We start from the raw sequence: 17,382 nt of genomic DNA on the forward strand, positions 1-17,382 counted from the left end.
ACGGCACTGGTGCGGTAGCGTGGCGCCGCAAGAGCCCCGGTGCCTTGTGCCGGGGCTTTGGCATTTCCTGGATCACCTGCCGAAGAGACAGAGGAGGGCTGAGATGCCCGCGATCGTCGTGCTCGGCGCCCAGTGGGGCGACGAGGGCAAGGGCAAGGCCACCGACCTGCTGGCCACCACCGACCCCATCGACTACGTCGTCCGCACCAGCGGCGGCCACAACGCCGGCCACACCATCGTCGTCAACGGCGAGAAGTACGCCACCCACCTGCTGCCGAGCGGCATCCTCACGCCCGGCGCCACCTCGGTGATCGCCAACGGCGTGGTGGTCTCCCCGGAGGCGCTCTTCCGCGAGCTCGACGGGCTCGTCGCCCGCGGCGTGGAGGTGGCCGACCTCAAGGTCAGCGCCAACGCGCACGTGATCGCGAGCTACCACGCGACGATCGACAAGGTCACCGAGCGCTTCCTCGGCAAGAACCAGATCGGCACCACGGGTCGCGGCATCGGCCCGGCGTACGCCGACAAGATCAACCGCGTCGGCGTCCGCATCGCCGACCTCTTCGACGAGAAGATCCTCACGCAGAAGGTCGAGGCGGCCCTCGACGTCCGCAACCACCTGCTCACCAAGGTCTACAACCGCCGCGCGATCGAGGTCGACGCGGTCGTCGAGGAGCTGCTGTCCTACGCCGACCGGCTGCGGCCGATGGTGTGCGACACCTCGCTGCTGCTCAACCAGGCGCTCGACGCCGGGCAGACCGTCCTCTTCGAGGGCGCGCAGGCGACCATGCTCGACGTCGACCACGGCACCTACCCGTTCGTCACCAGCAGCAACCCGGTGGCCGGCGGCGTCTGCGTCGGCGCCGGCGTCGGCCCCACCCGCATCGACCGCGTGGTCGGAGTGATCAAGGCCTACACGACCCGCGTCGGCGCGGGCCCGTTCCCCACCGAGCTCTTCGACGAGGACGGCGTGCAGCTCCAGCAGCTCGGTGGCGAGATCGGCGTCTCGACGGGCCGTACGCGTCGCTGCGGCTGGTACGACGCGGTGGTCGCCCGCTACGCCAGCCGGGTCAACGGCCTCACCGAGCTCTTCCTGACCAAGCTCGACATCCTCGGCGCGTGGGAGCGGATCCCGGTCTGCGTAGCCTACGAGATCGACGGCCAGCGGGTCGACGAGATGCCGATGACGCAGACCGAGTTCCACCACGCCAAGCCGGTCTACGAGTTCTTCGACGGCTGGCAGAGCGACATCTCCGGGTGCCGGAGCTTCGAGGAGCTGCCGAAGAACGCGCAGGTCTACGTGCAGGCGCTCGAGGAGATGTCGGGCGCGGAGATCTGGGGCGTCGGCGTCGGGCCCGGCCGCGAGCAGACCCTGGTCGTGCACGGGTGAAGACGCTCGTGATCGGGACCGGTGGCCGCGAGCACGCCCTCGCCCTGGCCCTCTCGCTGGACCCCGCGGTGACCGAGGTGCACGCCGCCCCCGGCAACCCGGGCATCGGCGAGGTCGCCACCCTCCACCCCGTCGACCCGATGGACGGGGCCGCCGTCGCGGCCCTCGCGACGTCGATCGGCGCGGACCTGGTCGTCGTGGGTCCCGAGGCGCCACTAGTCGCCGGCGTCGCCGACCCGGTGCGCGAGGCGGGCATCGCGGTCTTCGGGCCGTCGCGAGCCGCCGCGCGGCTCGAGGGGTCGAAGGCCTTCTCCAAGGACGTCATGGCGAGCGCCGGCGTCCCGACCGCCGGGTCCCGGACCTGTACGACTCCCGACGAGGTGGCGGCCGCGCTCGACGCGTTCGGCGCGCCCTACGTCGTCAAGGACGACGCCCTCGCCGCCGGCAAGGGCGTGGTCGTCACGAGCGACCGCGACGAGGCGCTGGCCCACGCGGCCGGGTGCGAGCGGGTGGTCGTCGAGGAGTTCCTCGACGGTCCGGAGTTCTCCGTCTTCGTCGTGTGCGACGGCACCGTCGGCCGGCCGCTGCTGCCGGCGCAGGACTTCAAGCGCATCTTCGACGGCGGTCGCGGCCCCAACACCGGCGGCATGGGGTCGTACGCCCCGCTCACCTGGCTGCCCGAGGGCGTCGTCGACACCGTGATGACCGACGTCGTCGCCCCCACCCTCGCGGAGATGCGGCAGCGGGGCGCGCCCTTCGTCGGCTGCCTCTACGTCGGCCTCGCGCTGACCGACGCCGGCCCCAAGGTCATCGAGTTCAACTGCCGCTTCGGCGACCCCGACATCCAGCCCGTGCTCGCGCTCCTCACCTCCCCGCTCGGCGGGCTGCTCCGCGCCGCCGCCGCCGGCGACCTGTCGACCGTCCCCGAGCCGACCTTCGCCGAGGGCGCCGCGGTGTCGGTGGTGATGGCGAGCGCCGGCTATCCCGAGGGCTCGAGCACCGGGGACGTGGTCATCGGCACCGAGACCCTCGCGGTAGAGGACGACGTCGACGTGATCCACGCCGGCACGGCGCGGGTCTCGACAGGCTCGACCGGCGAGGAAAGACTGGTGACCGCCGGCGGTCGGGTGCTCGCGGTCCGCGCGATCGGGTCCGACGTCGCCGACGCCCGCGCCAAGGCGTACGAGGGCATCTCCTCCATCAGCTTCCCCGGCGCCCAGTGGCGCCGCGACATCGCCGCCGAGCCGCTCGGGGTCGTCGAGGGCGCGGCGTCGCGTGGCTGAACGGTTCGCGACCGGCTCCTCGATCCGCGTGCGTGAGGTGCTGCACGGCGCCGAGTGGGCCGCCTGGGAAGAGCGGGTGGTCAGCGACGACGCGATCCTGGTGAGCGTCAAGGTTGACGGCACGCCGATGTCCTTCCCCGAGCACCCGGTCCCGCACCCGTGGGGCCACCTCGACGCCTGGCAGGGCACGACCGTGCTCAAGCTGCGACGCGACGGCGACTGGTACTCCGTGTGGAAGTTCTTCGACGCCGAGGGCGCCTTCCTCTCCTGGTACGTCAACTTCGAGACGCCGTACGTCCGCACCGCCGACGGCGTCGACGTCAACGACCTCCAGCTCGACATCGTCATCGATCCCGACGGCGGCTGGAGGTGGAAGGACGTGCAGGACCTCGCCCCGTCGCTGGCGTCGGGGCGCATCGCGCAGGACGAGCTGCTGGCCGCCCTCGCCGAGGCAGCGCACGTCGCCGAGCTGCTCGACCGCGGCGACCGCTGGTGGGCACCGTGGGACGACTGGTCGCCGCAGGATGGGAGGATCTGAGCCGTGAGCGTCCCCAACGTCCTGGCCACCCGCTACGCCGGTTCCGACCTCGCCGAGATCTGGTCGCCCGAGCACAAGATCGTCCTCGAGCGCCAGCTCTGGGTCGCGGTGCTCAAGGCCCAGCGCGACCTCGGCATCGCGGTGCCCGACGGTGTCGTCGAGGCCTACGAGTCGGTCATCGACCGGGTCGACCTCGACTCCATCGCCGCGCGCGAGCGGATCACCCGCCACGACGTGAAGGCCCGCATCGAGGAGTTCTCGGCGCTGGCGGGCCACGAGCACATCCACAAGGGCATGACCTCGCGCGACCTCACCGAGAACGTCGAGCAGCTGCAGGTGCGCCGCTCGCTCGAGGTGGTGCGTGACCGGGCCGTCGCCGCGCTCGTACGCCTCGGCCGCCTCGCCGCCGAGCACGAGGCCACGGTCATGGCGGGCCGCTCGCACAACGTCGCCGCGCAGGCGACCACGCTCGGCAAGCGCTTCGCGACCGTCGCCGACGAGATGCTGATCGGTGTGCAGCGCGTCGAGGAGCTGCTCGCGCGCTACCCGCTGCGCGGCATCAAGGGCCCGATGGGCACCGCGCAGGACATGCTCGACCTGCTCGACGGCGACGCCGACAAGCTCGACGACCTCGAGCGGCGCGTGGCTGCCCACCTCGGCTTCGAGCAGACGATGACCAGCGTCGGACAGGTCTACCCACGCTCGCTCGACTTCGACGTGGTGGCGGCGCTGGTCCAGCTGGTCAGCGGGCCCTCCAACCTCGCCACGACCGTACGCCTGATGGCCGGCCACGAGCTCGTGACCGAGGGCTTCAAGGAGGGCCAGGTCGGGTCGTCCGCGATGCCGCACAAGATGAACACCCGCTCCTGTGAGCGGGTCAACGGCCTCGCGGTGATCCTGCGCGGCCACCTCTCGATGGTGAGCGAGCTCGCCGGCGACCAGTGGAACGAGGGCGACGTCTCCTGCTCGGTCGTGCGCCGCGTCGCGCTGCCGGACGCCTTCTTCGCCACCGACGGCCTCTTCCAGACCTTCCTCACCGTGCTCGACGAGTTCGGTGCGTTCCCCGCGGTGATCCAGCGCGAGCTCGACCGCTACCTGCCGTTCCTCACCACGACCAAGGTGCTGATGGCCGCCGTACGCAACGGGGTCGGCCGCGAGGCTGCGCACGAGGCGATCAAGGAGGCCGCCGTCGGCACCGCGCTCGCCATGCGCGCCGGCCAGGCCGACAACGACGTCTTCGCCAAGCTCGCCGCCGACGAGCGGCTGGGGCTGACCCGCGAGCAGATCGACGCGCTGGTCGCCGACCCGATCGAGTTCACCGGCGCCGCCGTGGCCCAGACCCGCGCGGTCGTCGCCCGGGTCGAGGCGCTCGCGGCGGCCCATCCCGACGCGGCGGCGTACGTCCCCGGCGCCATCCTCTGACACCACGCAGGCAGTTCGCCCCGTGACGGCACGCCGCGACGCTCAGGCCGGCCGCCCCGGCCGCGAACTGCCTGCAGGGTGCTCGTCGGTCCCGGCAGCGGCGCGAGGGTCAGTCCCCGCGCCGCCAGGACCGTACGGCGGCGGCGAAGGCCGCTGACAGCACCACGAGCGCCGCGAGGAGGGCCGACCGAGCGGCCACCGGCGCGGAGGCGAGAGTCCCCACCGCCTGGTAGACGGTCATCAGCAGCGCGGCACCGAGCGCGGACCCGATCCGCTGTCCGGTCTGCAGCGCGCCACCGGCCGCGCCGCCCATCTGGGGCGGGACCTCGGCGAGGGTGAGGGTGAAGTTGGGGGAGATGACGCCACCGCCGCCGATCCCGGCGAGCAGCATCGCCGGCGCGAGGGTCCACCACAGCCGGTCGGTCGGCTGGGTCACCAGCACGGCGGCGAGGGCGGTGCCCGTCATCATCACGCCGAGCGCGACCAGCGTGACGCGGCGGCCGATCCGACCCACGAGCCTGCCCGCCAGCGGTGAGGTCGTCGCCGCACCGACCGCGAAGGGCGTCATCAGCAGCGCCGCCCCGAGCGGCGAGAAGCCCTCGCCCTCCTGCAGGTGCACCGACAGCACGAGGAAGATCCCGGTGAACCCGGTGAAGTAGAGCGTGCCCACGAGCAGGCCGTTGGCATAGCCGGGCAGGCCGCGCAGGAGCGAGACGTCGAGCAGCGGCGGCCGCTCGCGGCGTACGGCCTGCCGCTCCCACCGCACGAACGCCCAGGCGAGAGCCGGGAAGGCGAGCAGGCCGGCCAGCGGGAGGCCGGCACCGCCCTCGAGGCTGATCAGCGGATAGAGGACCGACAGCACCGCGAGCCCGAGCAGCAGCGCGCCGACCAGGTCGACGCGCGGGTCCTTCTCGGCCTCGGCGCCCACGTCGTTGTCGGGCACCAGCCGGCGGATCAGCACCAGCGCGACCAGCCCGATGGGCACGTTGATGAGGAAGAGCGACCGCCACCCGTCCTCCTGGCCCAGCAGCGCGATCAGCGCCCCGCCGATCAGGGGGCCGGCAGCCGAGGCGACGGCCACGGTGAAGCCGAACATCCCGAACGCCCGGCCTCGCTCGGGGCCGCGGAAGAGCTGCTGGATGAGCCCGGAGTTCTGCGGCGTCAGCAGTCCCGCGCTGGCGCCCTGCACCAGCCGGGCGACGACGATCGAGGCGGCGTCGGGCGCCAGGCCGACCGCGGCACTGGACACGACGAAGCCGATGAGGCCGATCGTCATCATCCGGCGGCGACCGTGGGCGTCGCCGAGGCGCCCGCCGGCCACGAGCGTCATGCCGAAGGCCAGCGCGTAGCCCGACACCACCCACTGGATGGTCGCGGTGCTCGTCTCCAGGCCGGCGCGGATGGAGGGCACGGCGACGTTGACGATCGTGACGTCCAGCAGGGACATGAAGCCGACCACGAGGGACACCGCGAGCACGCGCCAGCGGCGGGGGTCGGGGACGTACGCCTCCTCGTCGCGGGGTGCGGCGTCCGTGCGGTCGTGCTGGCTCATCGCCGACAGCCTTGCACCCGGGGCATGATCGGGTCATGAAGGCGATCCAGGCGCGGGTGACCGGGCAGGTGCAGGGCGTCGCGTTCCGCTGGCACACCCAGGAGCAGGCGCGGAAGCTCGGCGTCACCGGCTGGGTACGCAACGAGGTCGACGGCACCGTGCTGGTGCACGCCGAGGGCGAGGACGACGCCGTCGACGCCCTCGTCGAGTGGTGCCGGCACGGACCGCCGTCGGCGCGGGTGCGCGACGTCGCGGCCCGCGAGGCCGCGGTCACGGGTGCCTCGCGGTTCGAGGTCACCGGCTGAGCGGGTCGCCCACGTGGCCGGGATCTCGTCGCCGCCGGCTTCACCGCGCGCGCCCGCGCGCCCGACACTGGGAGGCATGTCCGCCCCCGTCACCGTGTCCGTCACCCGCCACGTCGACCCGTCCCACACCGCGCAGATGCTGGCGTGGATGCAGGCGGGCACGTCGATGGCGGAGAAGTTCGACGGCTTCCTCGGCTCGGGCTGGGTGCGTCCCAGCGCCGACTCGGCCGACTGGCACATGCTCTACCGCTTCGCCGACGCCGAGTCCCTCGCCGCCTGGGAGGCCTCACCCCAGCGCGCCTGGTGGCTGGAGGCCGCTGCCGGCGACGTCGTGGAGTCGCGCCGCGAGCGGCGCACCGGCATCGAGGGGTGGTTCGACGAGCCGGCGTCGGTCGAGCTGCTCAGCGCCGCACCCGCCGCCCCGCCGCGGTGGAAGCAGATGGTCGTCATCTACATGGTGTTCCTGCCGCTGAGCCTCACGGCCAACCTTGTCGCCTCGCGCAGCATCGCGGACTGGGCGATCGTCCCGCGGGTGGTGCTGGTGACCACGATCATGACGCCGCTGATGACCTACGTGTTCCTGCCGTGGGTCACCCGGCGGATGGGCTGGTGGCTGCACCGCTGAGCTCCGGCGGGCGTCCTCGGTAGGCTCGCCGCGTGGCAGCCGAGCTGAACATCCCCGCAGCCCCCGCGATCGAGGGCACCACGCACCTCCACTCCGGCAAGGTCCGCGACCTCTACCGGGTCGATGCCGGTGAGCACGAGGGCCGGCTGCTGATGGTCGCCAGCGACCGCATCTCGGCCTACGACTTCGTCCTCGACACCCCGATCCCCGACAAGGGCGAGATCCTCACCCGGATGTCGCTGTGGTGGTTCGACCAGCTGTCCGGGCTCGTCGGCAACCACGTCGTCTCGACCGACGTGCCGGCTTCCGTGGCAGGGCGGGCGGTGATCTGCGAGCGCCTCGAGATGTTCCCCGTCGAGTGCGTGGCACGCGGCTACCTCACCGGCTCGGGGCTGCTGGACTACCGGCGTACGGGCCAGGTCTGCGGCATCCCGCTGCCCGCCGGCCTCCAGGACGGCAGCCGGCTGCCCGAGCCGATCTTCACCCCCGCGACCAAGGCCGACCTGGGCGACCACGACGAGAACGTCGACTACGAGGCGGTCGTCGAGGAGGTCGGCGACGACGCGGCCGCCGAGCTGCGGATGCTGACGATGGAGGTCTACGACAAGGCCCACGCGCTGGCGCGAGACCGCGGCATCATCCTGGCCGACACCAAGCTCGAGTTCGGCCGCCGGCCGGCGGCCGAGGGAGGCGCGACGATCCTCGGCGACGAGGTCCTCACCCCCGACTCGAGCCGCTTCTGGCCGGCCGACGACTGGCAGCCGGGCCGCGCGCAGGCGTCCTACGACAAGCAGATCGTGCGGGACTGGCTCACCGGCGAGTCCGGCTGGGACCGCACCTCCGGCGAAGCCCCGCCGCCGCTGCCCGACGCCGTCGTGGAGCGCACCCGCGCGCGCTACGTCGAGGCGTACGAGCTCCTGACCGGGGAGTCGTTCTGACCACCCGCCGCTTCTCCGCGGCCGTCGAGCTCCCGCACACGGCGGAGCAGGCGTTCACCTACCTCGTCGACCCCCGCAACCGGCCGAAGTGGCAGTCCAGCCTGCTCTCCGTCGACGTGCCGGCGGACGAGGAGCCCCACCTCGGACAGGCCTGGAGCGAGCTCACGGCGGTCGGCGTCCGGCCGCACCTCGTCGTCACCGAGTTCGTGCCATTCCGCACGTGGGCCGAGCGCGGCACGTGGCGCGGCGTCGAGGCGACACTCCACCTGCGCTTCACCGCGCGCGGCACCGGCTGCCGGGTGCAGGCCGAGGGAGAGGTGACCGGTTCGGGACTGTACGCCGTGGCCGCCGTGAGCTCGGGCCTGTTGGCCGGCCGCGCGATCGCGGCCGACCTCCGCAAGGCCGGTCGCCTGATCGCCCAGCGGGCCGATGGGTGACTGCCGTCACCACCGCTGAGTAGGTTGGCGGCATGCCGAACCTCTCCTCGCTCCTCGAACACACCGCGCAGGCCCACCCGGACCGTACGGCGGTCGTGCTGGGCGACACGCGCCTGACGTACGCCCAGGTCGACGGTGCCGCCAACCAGGTCGCCAACCTGCTGGTCTCGCGCGGCATCGAGCCGGGCGACAAGGTCGCGCTCAGCTGCCCCAACCTGCCCTACTTCCCGATCGTCTACTACGGGATCCTCAAGGCCGGGGCGACGGTGGTGCCGCTCAACGTCCTGCTCAAGGGGCGCGAGGTGGCCTACCACCTCGACGACTCGGACGCGCGGGCCTACTTCTGCTTCCAGGGCACCCCCGAGCTGCCGATCGGCGTGGAGGGCCACGCCGGGTTCGAGCAGGCCGAGGGCTGCGACCACTTCTTCATGATCACCGCCGACCCGGCCGGCGCTTCGCCGGTCGAGGGCACGCAGACCCTGGGCCAGGCGCTGGTGGGGCACTCCCCGGTCTTCGAGACGCGCGAGGTCGACGGCGACGACACCGCCGTCATCCTCTACACCTCCGGCACCACCGGCCAGCCCAAGGGTGCCGAGCTGATGCACCGCAACATGATCTCCAACGCGATGGCCAGCGACGAGCTGTTCGGCGCCGACGCCGACAACCCCGACACGCTGCTGTGCGTGCTGCCGCTGTTCCACTCGTTCGGCCAGACGGTGATCATGAACGCCGGCTTCGCGTTCGGCGGCACCGTGGTGCTGCTGCCCCGCTTCGAGGCCGGGCCCGCGCTGCAGCTGATGGACAAGGAGGGCGTCACCTTCTTCGCCGGCGTCCCGACGATGTACTGGGGGCTCCTCGGCGCCCTCGACGACTCGGGCGTCGACGTGCAGAAGCTCGCCGACACGATGCGGGTCGCGGCCGCCGGCGGCTCGGCGCTGCCGATCGAGGTGCACAAGGAGTTCGAGCGCCGCTTCGGCGTGACGATCCTCGAGGGCTACGGCCTCTCCGAGACCTCGCCGGTCGCCAGCTTCTCCGTGTGGGGCGAGCCCGCGCGCGTCGGCTCGATCGGCAAGCCCATCCCCGGCGTGGAGATGAAGCTGATCAACCCCGAGCCCGGCGTGCGTGAGGACCTCGAGGACGGCGAGGACGTCGTGGGTGAGATCGCCATCAAGGGCCCCAACGTCATGAAGGGCTACTACGGTCGCCCCGACGCCACCGCCGAGGCGATCGTCGACGGCTGGTTCCGCTCCGGCGACCTCGGCCGCAAGGACGCCGACGGGTGGTACTACATCGTCGACCGGTCCAAGGACATGATCATCCGCGGCGGCTACAACGTGTACCCCCGTGAGATCGAGGAGGTCCTCCTCGCCCACCCCGACGTCTCCCTCGTGGCCGTCATCGGCGTGCCGGACGAGAGCCACGGTGAGGAGGTCAAGGCCGTCGTCATCCGTACGGAGGGCTCCACCCTGACCGAGGACGAGCTGGTCGCCTGGGGCAAGGAGCAGATGGCGGGCTACAAGTACCCCCGCAGCGTGCAGTTCGTCGACGAGATGCCGATGACCGCGACGGGCAAGATCCTCAAGCGCGAGCTGAGCTGATGCGCGCGCTCGGGATCGCGCTCGGCGTGCTGATGGTGGTCATGGGCGCGATCTGGACGTTCCAGGGCCTGGGCTACATCGAGGGCAGCGTGATGACCGACCAGTCGATCTGGGCGGTCCTCGGGCCGATCCTCGCCGGCTTCGGGGTCGCCCTGGTGCTGGTGGCGGCGCGCCGGCGGGAGTGACGTACGTCCCCAGCCGTCGACGGCTGGGGAACCGTCGGGTCGCGCGTGCGTCCGATCTGCGACCCGAGCGTTCCCCGTCGGTGGCCATCCACAGGTGGGCCGAGCACGGTGTCGGAGCCTGTCCGGCCGGGCATCCGATCGGCGTGGAAGAAGACTGGCATCCCTGCTCCCTGCCCCCGACGGGACTGGTCGCACCCGTACGCCGTCGCACCGAAGGCGGTGCCGGCCCGACGCCGGGCGTGCTGCGCGGCGCCGCATGGCGGCAGGTGGGACGCGGCTGGCACGTGCCTGCCGGCACCCCGCGGACGCCGGAGCAGCGGGCGTACGAGGTCGGCGTCCGCCTGGGCCCCGACGGGCTGGTCACCGGGTGGGCGGCACTGCGGCTGGCGGGCGCGCGCTACTTCGAGGGTCTGGCGCAAGATCGGCGCACGCCTCTACCCGTGCCGGTCCTGCTGCGCCACGAGGCGCGGCTCCGCGCCCCGGAGGTCGTGGTCGAACGGACCCGGGGGCCGCTGCCCGCAGCCGTGACCAGGTCTGGGGTCCGTTGCGTGCCGAGTGAGCTGGCGCTCCTCCACGAGGTCCGGCGGGCGACGAGCGGGCGCCGCGCGGGGGTCATGGTCGACATGGCACTGGCGGCCGGAGTGGTGGACCTCGGACGGCTGCGGGAGGCAGCGAACACCCAGCGACGCCAGCCCCCGGCAGCGTCGTACGCCCTCCAGCGTGCGTGCGCCGAGTGCCGGTCGCCGCGCGAGTCCGAGATGATGCAGGTCTGGGAGTCGGCGGCGGGCTTCCCGCGCCCGCTGATGAACCGCGAGGTGCGCGACCTGACCGGTCGGTTGCTCGCGGTCGTGGACCTCCTCGATGTCGAGGCCGGGGTCTGCGGCGAGTTCAACGGAGCCGCGCACCGGTCGGCAGCCCGTCAGTCGCGCGACGAGAAGCGTCATGCGGACCTCCGTGCCGTCGGACTGGAGACGTTCGCCGTGGTCGGCAGCGACTCCGAGAAGGTGCAGGTCGAGCGGATGACCGCCGCTCGGGGGCGCGCGCTGTGGCTCCCGCCGGCTCAGCGCGGTTGGCAGGTCGGTGCCTTCGTACCCGCGCCCACGCTGTTCATCCCGGACGAGGAGGAGGCCGCGCGCGAGCAGATCATGCTGCAGCACTATGCAGCTCTCGAGGAGCGAGGGCTCGGGGCACCGTTGGGTCGTTCACGACCCTGACTGGCGACTCAATCGTTCCCCCCGGGCGTGATGCCCAGCCGCTCCTGGAGGGCCATCGCGTCGAACGGCGCGTGGACCTTGGCGTCGTTGTCGAAGTAGACGAACACGTCGAGCCCGTCGGCCTCCCAGCCCCGCACCTTCTCCGCCCACCGGTCGAGCGCCGCGGGGGAGTAGCCGCTGGCGTAGAGCTCGGTGTCGCCGTGCAGCCGGACGTACGCCACGTCGCTGGTCACCTCGTCGAACATCGGCCACGTGCCGGCGGAGTCGGCCACGACCATCCCGATCCCGTGGGCGCGCAGGAGCTCGCAGAACTCGGCCGTGCGGAAGGACGCGTGCCGCACCTCGAGGACGTGGCGCAGCGGACGGTCGGTCGGCGTCGCGGTGTCGGCCGGCTCCTTGAGCTTCGACGCGTCGTGGTGGGCAGCGGCGTACGCCGACGCGTCGGCCGTGGTGCGCGGCAGCAGGTCGAAGAACGCGGCGAGCCGGTCGGGGTGGAACCCGAGGTTGGGCGGGAGCTGCCACAGCAGCGGACCGAGCCGGTCGCCGAGCGACAGCACCCCGGACGCGAGGAAGGTGCCCAGCGGGGCCTCGACGTCGACCAGCTTCTTCATGTGGGTGACGAAGCGCGGGCCCTTCACGGCGAGGACGAAGTCGTCGGGCACCTCCGCGGCCCACGCCCGCCAGCTCGACGCCCGCTGCAGGGAGTAGAACGACCCGTTGACCTCGACGGACGTCAGCCGCTCGCCCACGTACGCGAGCTCGCGGCGCTGGGGCAGGCCGGGCGGGTAGAACACCCCGCGCCAGCCGGCGTACCGCCAGCCTGAGATCCCGATGTGCGCCATGCCGGCTCCTCTCGTACGTCGGGCTGCACCTGTGGCGTACCCGCTCCGTCCACCGTCATGCCCGGGGCGCGCGGGCGCGGCGCGGCTCACTAGACTCGGACCTGCCCGTCTCCACCCTGCACCCAGGAGCACCCCGTGGCCCGAGTCGTCGTCGACGTCATGCCCAAGCCCGAGATCCTCGACCCCCAGGGCAAGGCGGTGCTCGGTGCACTGCCCCGCCTCGGTTTCGACCTCGTCACCGACGTCCGCCAGGGCAAGCGGTTCGAGCTCCAGGTCGACGGCGAGATCACCGACGCGGTGCTCGCCGAGATCGAGAAGGTTGCCGAGACGCTGCTGTCCAACCCGGTGATCGAGGACTTCGAGGTCCACGTCGAGGAGCACTCGGTGGCCGAGGTCGCGCACGAGGCCGGTCGAGCATGAAGGTCGGCGTCGTCACGTTCCCCGGCTCGCTCGACGACGTCGACGCGCGTCGTGCGGTCACCATCGGCGGCAACGAGGCAGTCGCGCTCTGGCACGGCGACGACGACCTCAGGAGCGTCGACGCCGTGGTGCTGCCCGGCGGCTTCTCCTACGGCGACTACCTCCGCTGCGGCGCGATCTCGCGCTTCGCGCCGGTGATGACGTCGGTCGTCGAGGCGGCCGGCAAGGGCATGCCCGTGCTCGGCATCTGCAACGGCTTCCAGATCCTGTGCGAGTCGCACCTGCTGCCCGGTGCGCTCATCCGCAACGACCACCGCAAGTTCGTCTGCCGCGACCAGCGCTTGCGCATCGAGCGCGTCGACACCCCGTGGACGCAGGCGTACGCCGCCGGTGCCGAGGTCACCATCGTGCTCAAGAACGGTGAGGGCGGCTTCGTCGCCGACGAGCCCACCCTCGACATGCTCGAGGGGGAGGGCCGGGTCGTGGCGCGCTACCTCGACGACAACCCCAACGGCTCGCTGCGCGACATCGCCGGCATCTCCAACGAGCGAGGCAACGTCGTCGGCCTCATGCCGCACCCCGAGCACGCGGTCGAGGACCTCACCGGTCCCGGCACCGACGGGCTCGGCTTCTTCACCTCGCTCGCTGAGCGCGCATTCGCATGACCCCCTGCCGCCTCTACCGCGGCGCCGCCGTCGCCGAGGCGATCACCTGGGCGCTGCTGCTGACCGGGATGTTCCTCAAGTACGTCACCGAGACCACCGAGCTCGGCGTGCAGGTCTTCGGCATGGTGCACGGCGTCGTCTTCATCGCCTACTGCCTCGCCACGGGGCTGCTGTGGGTCGACCAGCGGTGGCCGGTCAGCCGACTCGCCCTCGGCCTGCTCGCCGCGGTGCCGCCGTTCGCGACCGTGCCCTTCGAGCGGTACGCCGAGCGCTCCGGCATGCTCGGCGACAGCTGGCGCCTGCGCACCGAGTCGCCGAGCGGGCTCCTCGAGAAGCTCGCCGCCTGGCTGGTCCGCCGCCCTGCGCAGGGTGCGCTGGTCGGTCTGGTCGCCGTGCTCGGCCTGACCGGCGTGGCCCTGGTCGTCGGCCCGCCCGTGTGAGTCAGCGGCCCTGCTGGAGCTTGTTCCAGGTCTGCCGCGTCGCCACTCCGGACCCCGCGATCCGCAGGCGTGCCTGGTAGGCCCGCACGGCCTTCTCTGTCTTGGCGTCGAAGACACCGGTCGCCCGGAAGCGTCCCGCGCCGGCCGCGTTGAGCGCCCGCTGCAGCCGGTGCACCGACTCGTCGACGGACCCGCGCTTGATCGTCGTACGGGGTCCGGCCGACAGCAGCGCGACCCAGTGCCGCTTGGCGAAGGTGTCCGTCGGCGTGAACTTCCGCGCCGCCTGCCAGGCCCGCGCCCCGGCGATCGTCGCGGCGTCGTACGCCCCGTTGATCGGGCCGGAGTAGGTGCCCTGCTCGGTGAGCAGGCACTGCAGGACCTTGACCCGGGTGGCCTTCGCCGACCCCGGGGACAGCGCGGGGTACTTCCAGAAGCCGAGCTTCGTGCCGGGGCAGCGGCCCTCCGGCCGCGGGACCGACCCGGCGCCGAGGTCGATGAAGTTGCTGTCGATGTTGATCGTGACGCCGCCCCACGTCTCGTTGTGGCCGCCGCGGTACTGCTTCATCCGGCCGCCCGGGCGCCAGCCGTCCTCGGGGATGTAGGTCGTCGACGTGTTGGCGACGCCGTCCCAGCGGGCGATCCAGATGCGGTCCGGGAGCTCGAACTGGCCCGGACGCAGGCGGCGCGCGTCGTCGAGCATCTTGATGCCCGAGCTCGCGCTGGAGTAGAAGCCGGCCACGTAGCCCAGCGCCTTGATCCGCGTCACCCAGCTGCTGGTGAACACCAGCGCCGACTCACGGCAGTGGGTGTCGCCGAGGTTGAAGCCCTCGAGGTCGTACCAGATCGTGCTGCCCGGCCCGATGCCGTACGCCATCGCGTCCGCGGCGTTCTTGTCGGCCTCGGCGGCCCCCTGCGCCGCGGCGACGGCGTAGCCGTTGGCGGGCTTGGGGCTGATCCTGAAGTCGTCCTGGTAGCGCGGGAACCGCGGCTGGCAGGAGGCCTGCGGGCCGAGGGCGATCGGCAGCAGCCGCCAGCCGCGTGCGACCTGGGCGGCGACCCAGGTGGGGCTGAGGTTGGGCTGGGACCGGCAGGCGCGCGAGTCGCCGGAGATGTAGATGCCGACGGCCGAGAACGGCGACTTCTTCCACCACCGGTCCATCGCGGTCTGCGTGGGGGCCAGGCACTGGTCGAACCCGTAGCCGGTGAAGTCGCCCGGGGTCGCCAGCGCGATCTGGCGCTGCGAGGCCAGCTTGCGGGCGCTGGTGGCGCCGGTCGCGACCGCCTCGTCGTCGGCGGCGGCGGGTGACGAGGCGTACGCCGGCACCACGAGGACGAGCGAGAGGGCAGCGAGGACGAGGCGACGCATGGGTGGCTCCAAGCAGGGCGGGCAGCAGACGGGGAAGGGCGTGGCGCAGGCGAGCAGACCCCAGAGAACCACACCAGTCACACGGGTCACAGAGGTTCGCGAGAACTACACACCTGTAGTTCGCGCAGCCGGAGCGCGAGCCCGGTCAGGAGTCGCTGGTGGGCACCTCGTCGAAGAGGAAGTTGCCCTTGGCCTCCTCCTCCTCGATGAGCTCCTCGAAGGCCAGCGCCAGGTCGTCCTGGTGCTCCTCGAACATCTTCGTCAGGTGGCCCTGGAGGAGGGCGCCGTTGGGCGACTCACCGGAGAACACGTTCTCCCAGGTGTCCTCGCCGCCCCGGATCTTCTCGACCAGCGTCTTCATGTCGTCTCCGAGCTCACCGGAGGCAGCCTGCTCCTCGAGGGCTTCCCTCTCCTCGTCGGTGAGCAGGGGGCGGGCGTTCATCTGGTCGACGGTCGCCTTGAGGTCGGCGAGGCTGGCGGTCAGGTCCTCGCGCGCCGCGCTGATGGCGGCCAGGATCTCGGCCTGGCTGCGGGGGTCGCTCATGTCGGCGGATGCTAGGCCGTGGCGACGGCCGGCGCCACGGGAGCGGGCCGCTGCCCGACGGTCGGCGTGGTGATCGAGCTCGGGTCGCGCGTGGTGCTGCTCGGCGCGCCGGTCGAGGTCGGAGCGGTGGGCGTCGACACCGGCGCCAAGTCGTCGTCGAAGAAGTTCTTCACCGTCTCGATGAAGGACTTCACCTGCGTGAGGATGTCGATCAGCTTCATGATCGCCTTGTAGGCCTTCATCACGGCCTGGAACGCTTGGAAGACGGCCTGCACGACCCTGGCCCAGCCGACGCCGGGGATGCTCATCGTCGCGAGCGCCGAGGACACGGTCTGCACGGCCGACTTCACGCACTGGACCACCGAGAGCGCGGTCTGCCAGGCGTCGCGGCAGATCTGGACGATGTTCTGGCCCATCTGGATGAGCTGTCCGGCCTGGGTGTCGAGCGAGCCCACCCAGGCGCCGATCTGCCCGATCGCGGCGTCGGCGGTGGAGCCCTGCCAGGTGGCGCTGATGGTCTGGCCGCCGCTCCGGAGGTTGGCCGCCACGCCCTTCATCGAGGTGCCGAGGGCGCCGAACGACGAGCCCTGCGTGGAGGCGCTGACGACGTCGCCGCCGATCTTCTCGGCGAGCTCGGCGCGGATGTCGAAGCCGGTGAGCATGCGGACGAGGTCGCACACGGTGTCGTAGGGGAAGCCGAAGCTGATCTGGGGGAGGCCGGTCTCGGTCGGACCAGCGCGACGGATCGTGGTGTCCGCGACGTCCCAGAAGCTGGTCGAGCCGTCGCGCCCGTCGAAGCCGTTGGCGTTGTGGCGGCGGACGATGCCGTCCTCGGTGAGCATGAAGTCGCGGGCCGTGGCGCGCAGCGCCTCCGCGTGGTCGCCCATGCCGGTGCCGTTGTCCTCGAGCGACTGGTTCACCGAGGGCAGCAGCGAGTGGTAGGCGCCCATCATCGTCTCGAGGATGGGACCGAAGTCGATCTGCACGAGGCTGTGGCCGCCGTTGCGGGCGATGCCCGTCAGGTCGTCGCTGGCGCGCTGGACCTGGGCGGACCATGCGTCCAGCTCGGAGAGGTCGACGGTCATCACGGCGTTCATCGCGGCTCCTGGGGGTCCGAGAGGCGGGGCGTTGCTGGCTGACTTCCCCGATCGACGACGGGCGAAACCCCCGCGCCGATCTCGTTGCCCACAGGTCGCGCACTGGTGTGTTTGGCCCGAGCGCGTGCGGGTATCCCGCTGACGTGGGCGGAAACGCGAAGCGATCCCTGATGCAGGTCGAGCCGGCCAGGCTGGTCGAGCTGGCGGCCTCGTCCGAGCACGTCCTGGACGCCATGCGCAGCGACTGGTCGCTCGCGCTCGACGAGCTGACCGGTGCCTGCGGCACGCTCGGTGACAACCCCGGCACAGTCAACCTCTCCGCGTCCTACGCCGACGCGCTGGCCGACGCGGGCGAGGTCGTCACCTCGCTCGCCGACGCCCTCGAGCTGGGCATCGCCGGCCTCGTCGACGCCGCGCAGGACGCCGTACGAGCCGACGACACCGTCGCTGCCGAGCTCGACCGGACGTCCCGTGCGCTGGGCGGGGGTCCGTTCGGGTCGACCCCCGGATGCGGGGGGCGCTGA

At 72.0% G+C, this 17,382-nt stretch carries 20 protein-coding genes; 15 read left to right on the top strand and 5 right to left on the bottom strand.

Annotated elements, in window-relative coordinates; genetic code table 11:
- Positions 1-103 precede the first annotated feature (103 nt).
- Genes AC57BS_RS10180 through purB form a run of 4 tightly spaced genes read left to right on the top strand, consistent with a single transcriptional unit; the run spans position 104 to position 4,630 of the window.
- A complete protein-coding gene (locus AC57BS_RS10180; protein WP_496411333.1) occupies positions 104-1,387 on the top strand; it encodes an adenylosuccinate synthase in 1,284 nt (427 codons plus the stop codon).
- A complete protein-coding gene (gene purD / locus AC57BS_RS10185) occupies positions 1,384-2,670 on the top strand; it encodes a phosphoribosylamine--glycine ligase (RefSeq protein WP_496411334.1) in 1,287 nt (428 codons plus the stop codon). The genes AC57BS_RS10180 and purD overlap by 4 nt, the downstream gene beginning before the upstream one ends.
- Complete coding sequence (locus AC57BS_RS10190; RefSeq protein WP_496411335.1) at positions 2,663-3,208, top strand: ribonuclease FAU-1 family protein; 546 nt, start codon at positions 2,663-2,665, stop codon at positions 3,206-3,208. Before purD ends, AC57BS_RS10190 begins: the two co-directional genes overlap by 8 nt.
- 3 nt (positions 3,209-3,211) lie before the next feature.
- Positions 3,212-4,630 carry an adenylosuccinate lyase gene (gene purB, locus AC57BS_RS10195; protein ID WP_496411336.1) on the top strand — a complete coding sequence of 473 codons (1,419 nt, stop codon included), beginning with the start codon at positions 3,212-3,214 and terminating at the stop codon, positions 4,628-4,630.
- A 109-nt stretch (positions 4,631-4,739) separates the two neighbouring features.
- On the opposite strand, the gene AC57BS_RS10200 is transcribed toward purB, so the two are convergent.
- Entirely contained in the window at positions 4,740-6,182 is a 1,443-nt protein-coding gene (locus tag AC57BS_RS10200) for an MFS transporter (RefSeq protein WP_496411337.1), read from the bottom strand.
- A gap of 35 nt (positions 6,183-6,217) precedes the next feature.
- Here AC57BS_RS10200 and AC57BS_RS10205 point away from each other — a divergent pair, with 35 nt between their 5' ends.
- From AC57BS_RS10205 to AC57BS_RS10235, 7 genes are all read left to right on the top strand, one after another.
- Positions 6,218-6,487, top strand: a complete 270-nt coding sequence (locus AC57BS_RS10205) for an acylphosphatase (RefSeq protein ID WP_496411338.1) — start codon at positions 6,218-6,220, stop codon at positions 6,485-6,487.
- A 76-nt stretch (positions 6,488-6,563) separates the two neighbouring features.
- Entirely contained in the window at positions 6,564-7,112 is a 549-nt protein-coding gene (locus AC57BS_RS10210; protein WP_496411339.1) for an antibiotic biosynthesis monooxygenase, read from the top strand.
- A 32-nt stretch (positions 7,113-7,144) separates the two neighbouring features.
- Positions 7,145-8,050, top strand: coding sequence for a phosphoribosylaminoimidazolesuccinocarboxamide synthase (locus AC57BS_RS10215; RefSeq protein ID WP_496411340.1), 906 nt, complete (start codon positions 7,145-7,147; stop codon positions 8,048-8,050).
- The gene (locus tag AC57BS_RS10220; RefSeq protein ID WP_496411973.1) at positions 8,047-8,487 is read left to right on the top strand and encodes an SRPBCC family protein; all 441 of its coding nucleotides are present in this window, start codon (positions 8,047-8,049) and stop codon (positions 8,485-8,487) included. Before AC57BS_RS10215 ends, AC57BS_RS10220 begins: the two co-directional genes overlap by 4 nt.
- A gap of 32 nt (positions 8,488-8,519) precedes the next feature.
- The gene (locus AC57BS_RS10225; protein ID WP_496411341.1) at positions 8,520-10,085 is read left to right on the top strand and encodes a long-chain-fatty-acid--CoA ligase; all 1,566 of its coding nucleotides are present in this window, start codon (positions 8,520-8,522) and stop codon (positions 10,083-10,085) included.
- Positions 10,085-10,270: a hypothetical protein gene (locus tag AC57BS_RS10230; protein ID WP_496411342.1), complete on the top strand. Its 186-nt coding sequence runs from the start codon at positions 10,085-10,087 to the stop codon at positions 10,268-10,270. The genes AC57BS_RS10225 and AC57BS_RS10230 overlap by 1 nt, the downstream gene beginning before the upstream one ends.
- 143 nt (positions 10,271-10,413) lie before the next feature.
- On the top strand, positions 10,414-11,484 hold the full coding sequence (locus tag AC57BS_RS10235; RefSeq protein WP_496411343.1) for a hypothetical protein: 1,071 nt from the start codon (positions 10,414-10,416) through the stop codon (positions 11,482-11,484).
- Between the two features lie 8 nt (positions 11,485-11,492).
- On the opposite strand, the gene AC57BS_RS10240 is transcribed toward AC57BS_RS10235, so the two are convergent.
- Positions 11,493-12,326, bottom strand: coding sequence for a DUF72 domain-containing protein (locus AC57BS_RS10240; RefSeq protein WP_496411344.1), 834 nt, complete (start codon positions 12,324-12,326; stop codon positions 11,493-11,495).
- A 135-nt stretch (positions 12,327-12,461) separates the two neighbouring features.
- Here AC57BS_RS10240 and purS point away from each other — a divergent pair, with 135 nt between their 5' ends.
- Genes purS through AC57BS_RS10255 form a run of 3 tightly spaced genes read left to right on the top strand, consistent with a single transcriptional unit; the run spans position 12,462 to position 13,851 of the window.
- Entirely contained in the window at positions 12,462-12,746 is a 285-nt protein-coding gene (gene purS / locus AC57BS_RS10245; RefSeq protein ID WP_496411345.1) for a phosphoribosylformylglycinamidine synthase subunit PurS, read from the top strand.
- On the top strand, positions 12,743-13,411 hold the full coding sequence (gene purQ / locus AC57BS_RS10250; protein ID WP_496411346.1) for a phosphoribosylformylglycinamidine synthase subunit PurQ: 669 nt from the start codon (positions 12,743-12,745) through the stop codon (positions 13,409-13,411). Before purS ends, purQ begins: the two co-directional genes overlap by 4 nt.
- Positions 13,408-13,851, top strand: coding sequence for a DUF3817 domain-containing protein (locus AC57BS_RS10255; RefSeq protein WP_496411347.1), 444 nt, complete (start codon positions 13,408-13,410; stop codon positions 13,849-13,851). The genes purQ and AC57BS_RS10255 overlap by 4 nt, the downstream gene beginning before the upstream one ends.
- 1 nt (position 13,852) lies before the next feature.
- Here AC57BS_RS10255 and AC57BS_RS10260 read toward each other — a convergent pair whose 3' ends face one another.
- From AC57BS_RS10260 to AC57BS_RS10270, 3 genes are all read right to left on the bottom strand, one after another.
- Positions 13,853-15,217 (bottom strand): glycoside hydrolase domain-containing protein, encoded by a 1,365-nt coding sequence (locus tag AC57BS_RS10260; protein WP_496411348.1) that lies wholly within the window; start codon positions 15,215-15,217, stop codon positions 13,853-13,855.
- A gap of 145 nt (positions 15,218-15,362) precedes the next feature.
- Positions 15,363-15,761 (bottom strand): hypothetical protein, encoded by a 399-nt coding sequence (locus AC57BS_RS10265; protein ID WP_496411349.1) that lies wholly within the window; start codon positions 15,759-15,761, stop codon positions 15,363-15,365.
- Positions 15,762-15,772: 11 nt separating this feature from the next.
- The gene (locus AC57BS_RS10270) at positions 15,773-16,858 is read right to left on the bottom strand and encodes a hypothetical protein (RefSeq protein WP_496411350.1); all 1,086 of its coding nucleotides are present in this window, start codon (positions 16,856-16,858) and stop codon (positions 15,773-15,775) included.
- Between the two features lie 170 nt (positions 16,859-17,028).
- On the opposite strand from AC57BS_RS10270, the gene AC57BS_RS10275 reads away from it, so the two are divergent.
- Entirely contained in the window at positions 17,029-17,382 is a 354-nt protein-coding gene (locus AC57BS_RS10275; RefSeq protein WP_496411351.1) for a hypothetical protein, read from the top strand.

The organism is Nocardioides sp. BGA-UO-ETr-FS32, assembly GCF_059567905.1.

What these genes read in the sequence shown, in the direction of transcription:
- AC57BS_RS10225 (WP_496411341.1), top strand. Translation starts at nt 8,520, where the DNA reads ATGCCGAACCTCTCCTCGCTCCTCGAACACACCGCGCAGGCCCACCCG.
- AC57BS_RS10270 (WP_496411350.1), bottom strand. Translation starts at nt 16,858, where the DNA reads ATGAACGCCGTGATGACCGTCGACCTCTCCGAGCTGGACGCATGGTCC.
- AC57BS_RS10200 (WP_496411337.1), bottom strand. Translation starts at nt 6,182, where the DNA reads ATGAGCCAGCACGACCGCACGGACGCCGCACCCCGCGACGAGGAGGCG.
- AC57BS_RS10275 (WP_496411351.1), top strand. Translation starts at nt 17,029, where the DNA reads ATGCAGGTCGAGCCGGCCAGGCTGGTCGAGCTGGCGGCCTCGTCCGAG.
- AC57BS_RS10205 (WP_496411338.1), top strand. Translation starts at nt 6,218, where the DNA reads ATGAAGGCGATCCAGGCGCGGGTGACCGGGCAGGTGCAGGGCGTCGCG.
- AC57BS_RS10240 (WP_496411344.1), bottom strand. Translation starts at nt 12,326, where the DNA reads ATGGCGCACATCGGGATCTCAGGCTGGCGGTACGCCGGCTGGCGCGGG.
- AC57BS_RS10255 (WP_496411347.1), top strand. Translation starts at nt 13,408, where the DNA reads ATGACCCCCTGCCGCCTCTACCGCGGCGCCGCCGTCGCCGAGGCGATC.
- AC57BS_RS10210 (WP_496411339.1), top strand. Translation starts at nt 6,564, where the DNA reads ATGTCCGCCCCCGTCACCGTGTCCGTCACCCGCCACGTCGACCCGTCC.
- purQ (WP_496411346.1), top strand. Translation starts at nt 12,743, where the DNA reads ATGAAGGTCGGCGTCGTCACGTTCCCCGGCTCGCTCGACGACGTCGAC.
- AC57BS_RS10230 (WP_496411342.1), top strand. Translation starts at nt 10,085, where the DNA reads ATGCGCGCGCTCGGGATCGCGCTCGGCGTGCTGATGGTGGTCATGGGC.
- AC57BS_RS10265 (WP_496411349.1), bottom strand. Translation starts at nt 15,761, where the DNA reads ATGAGCGACCCCCGCAGCCAGGCCGAGATCCTGGCCGCCATCAGCGCG.
- AC57BS_RS10260 (WP_496411348.1), bottom strand. Translation starts at nt 15,217, where the DNA reads ATGCGTCGCCTCGTCCTCGCTGCCCTCTCGCTCGTCCTCGTGGTGCCG.
- AC57BS_RS10180 (WP_496411333.1), top strand. Translation starts at nt 104, where the DNA reads ATGCCCGCGATCGTCGTGCTCGGCGCCCAGTGGGGCGACGAGGGCAAG.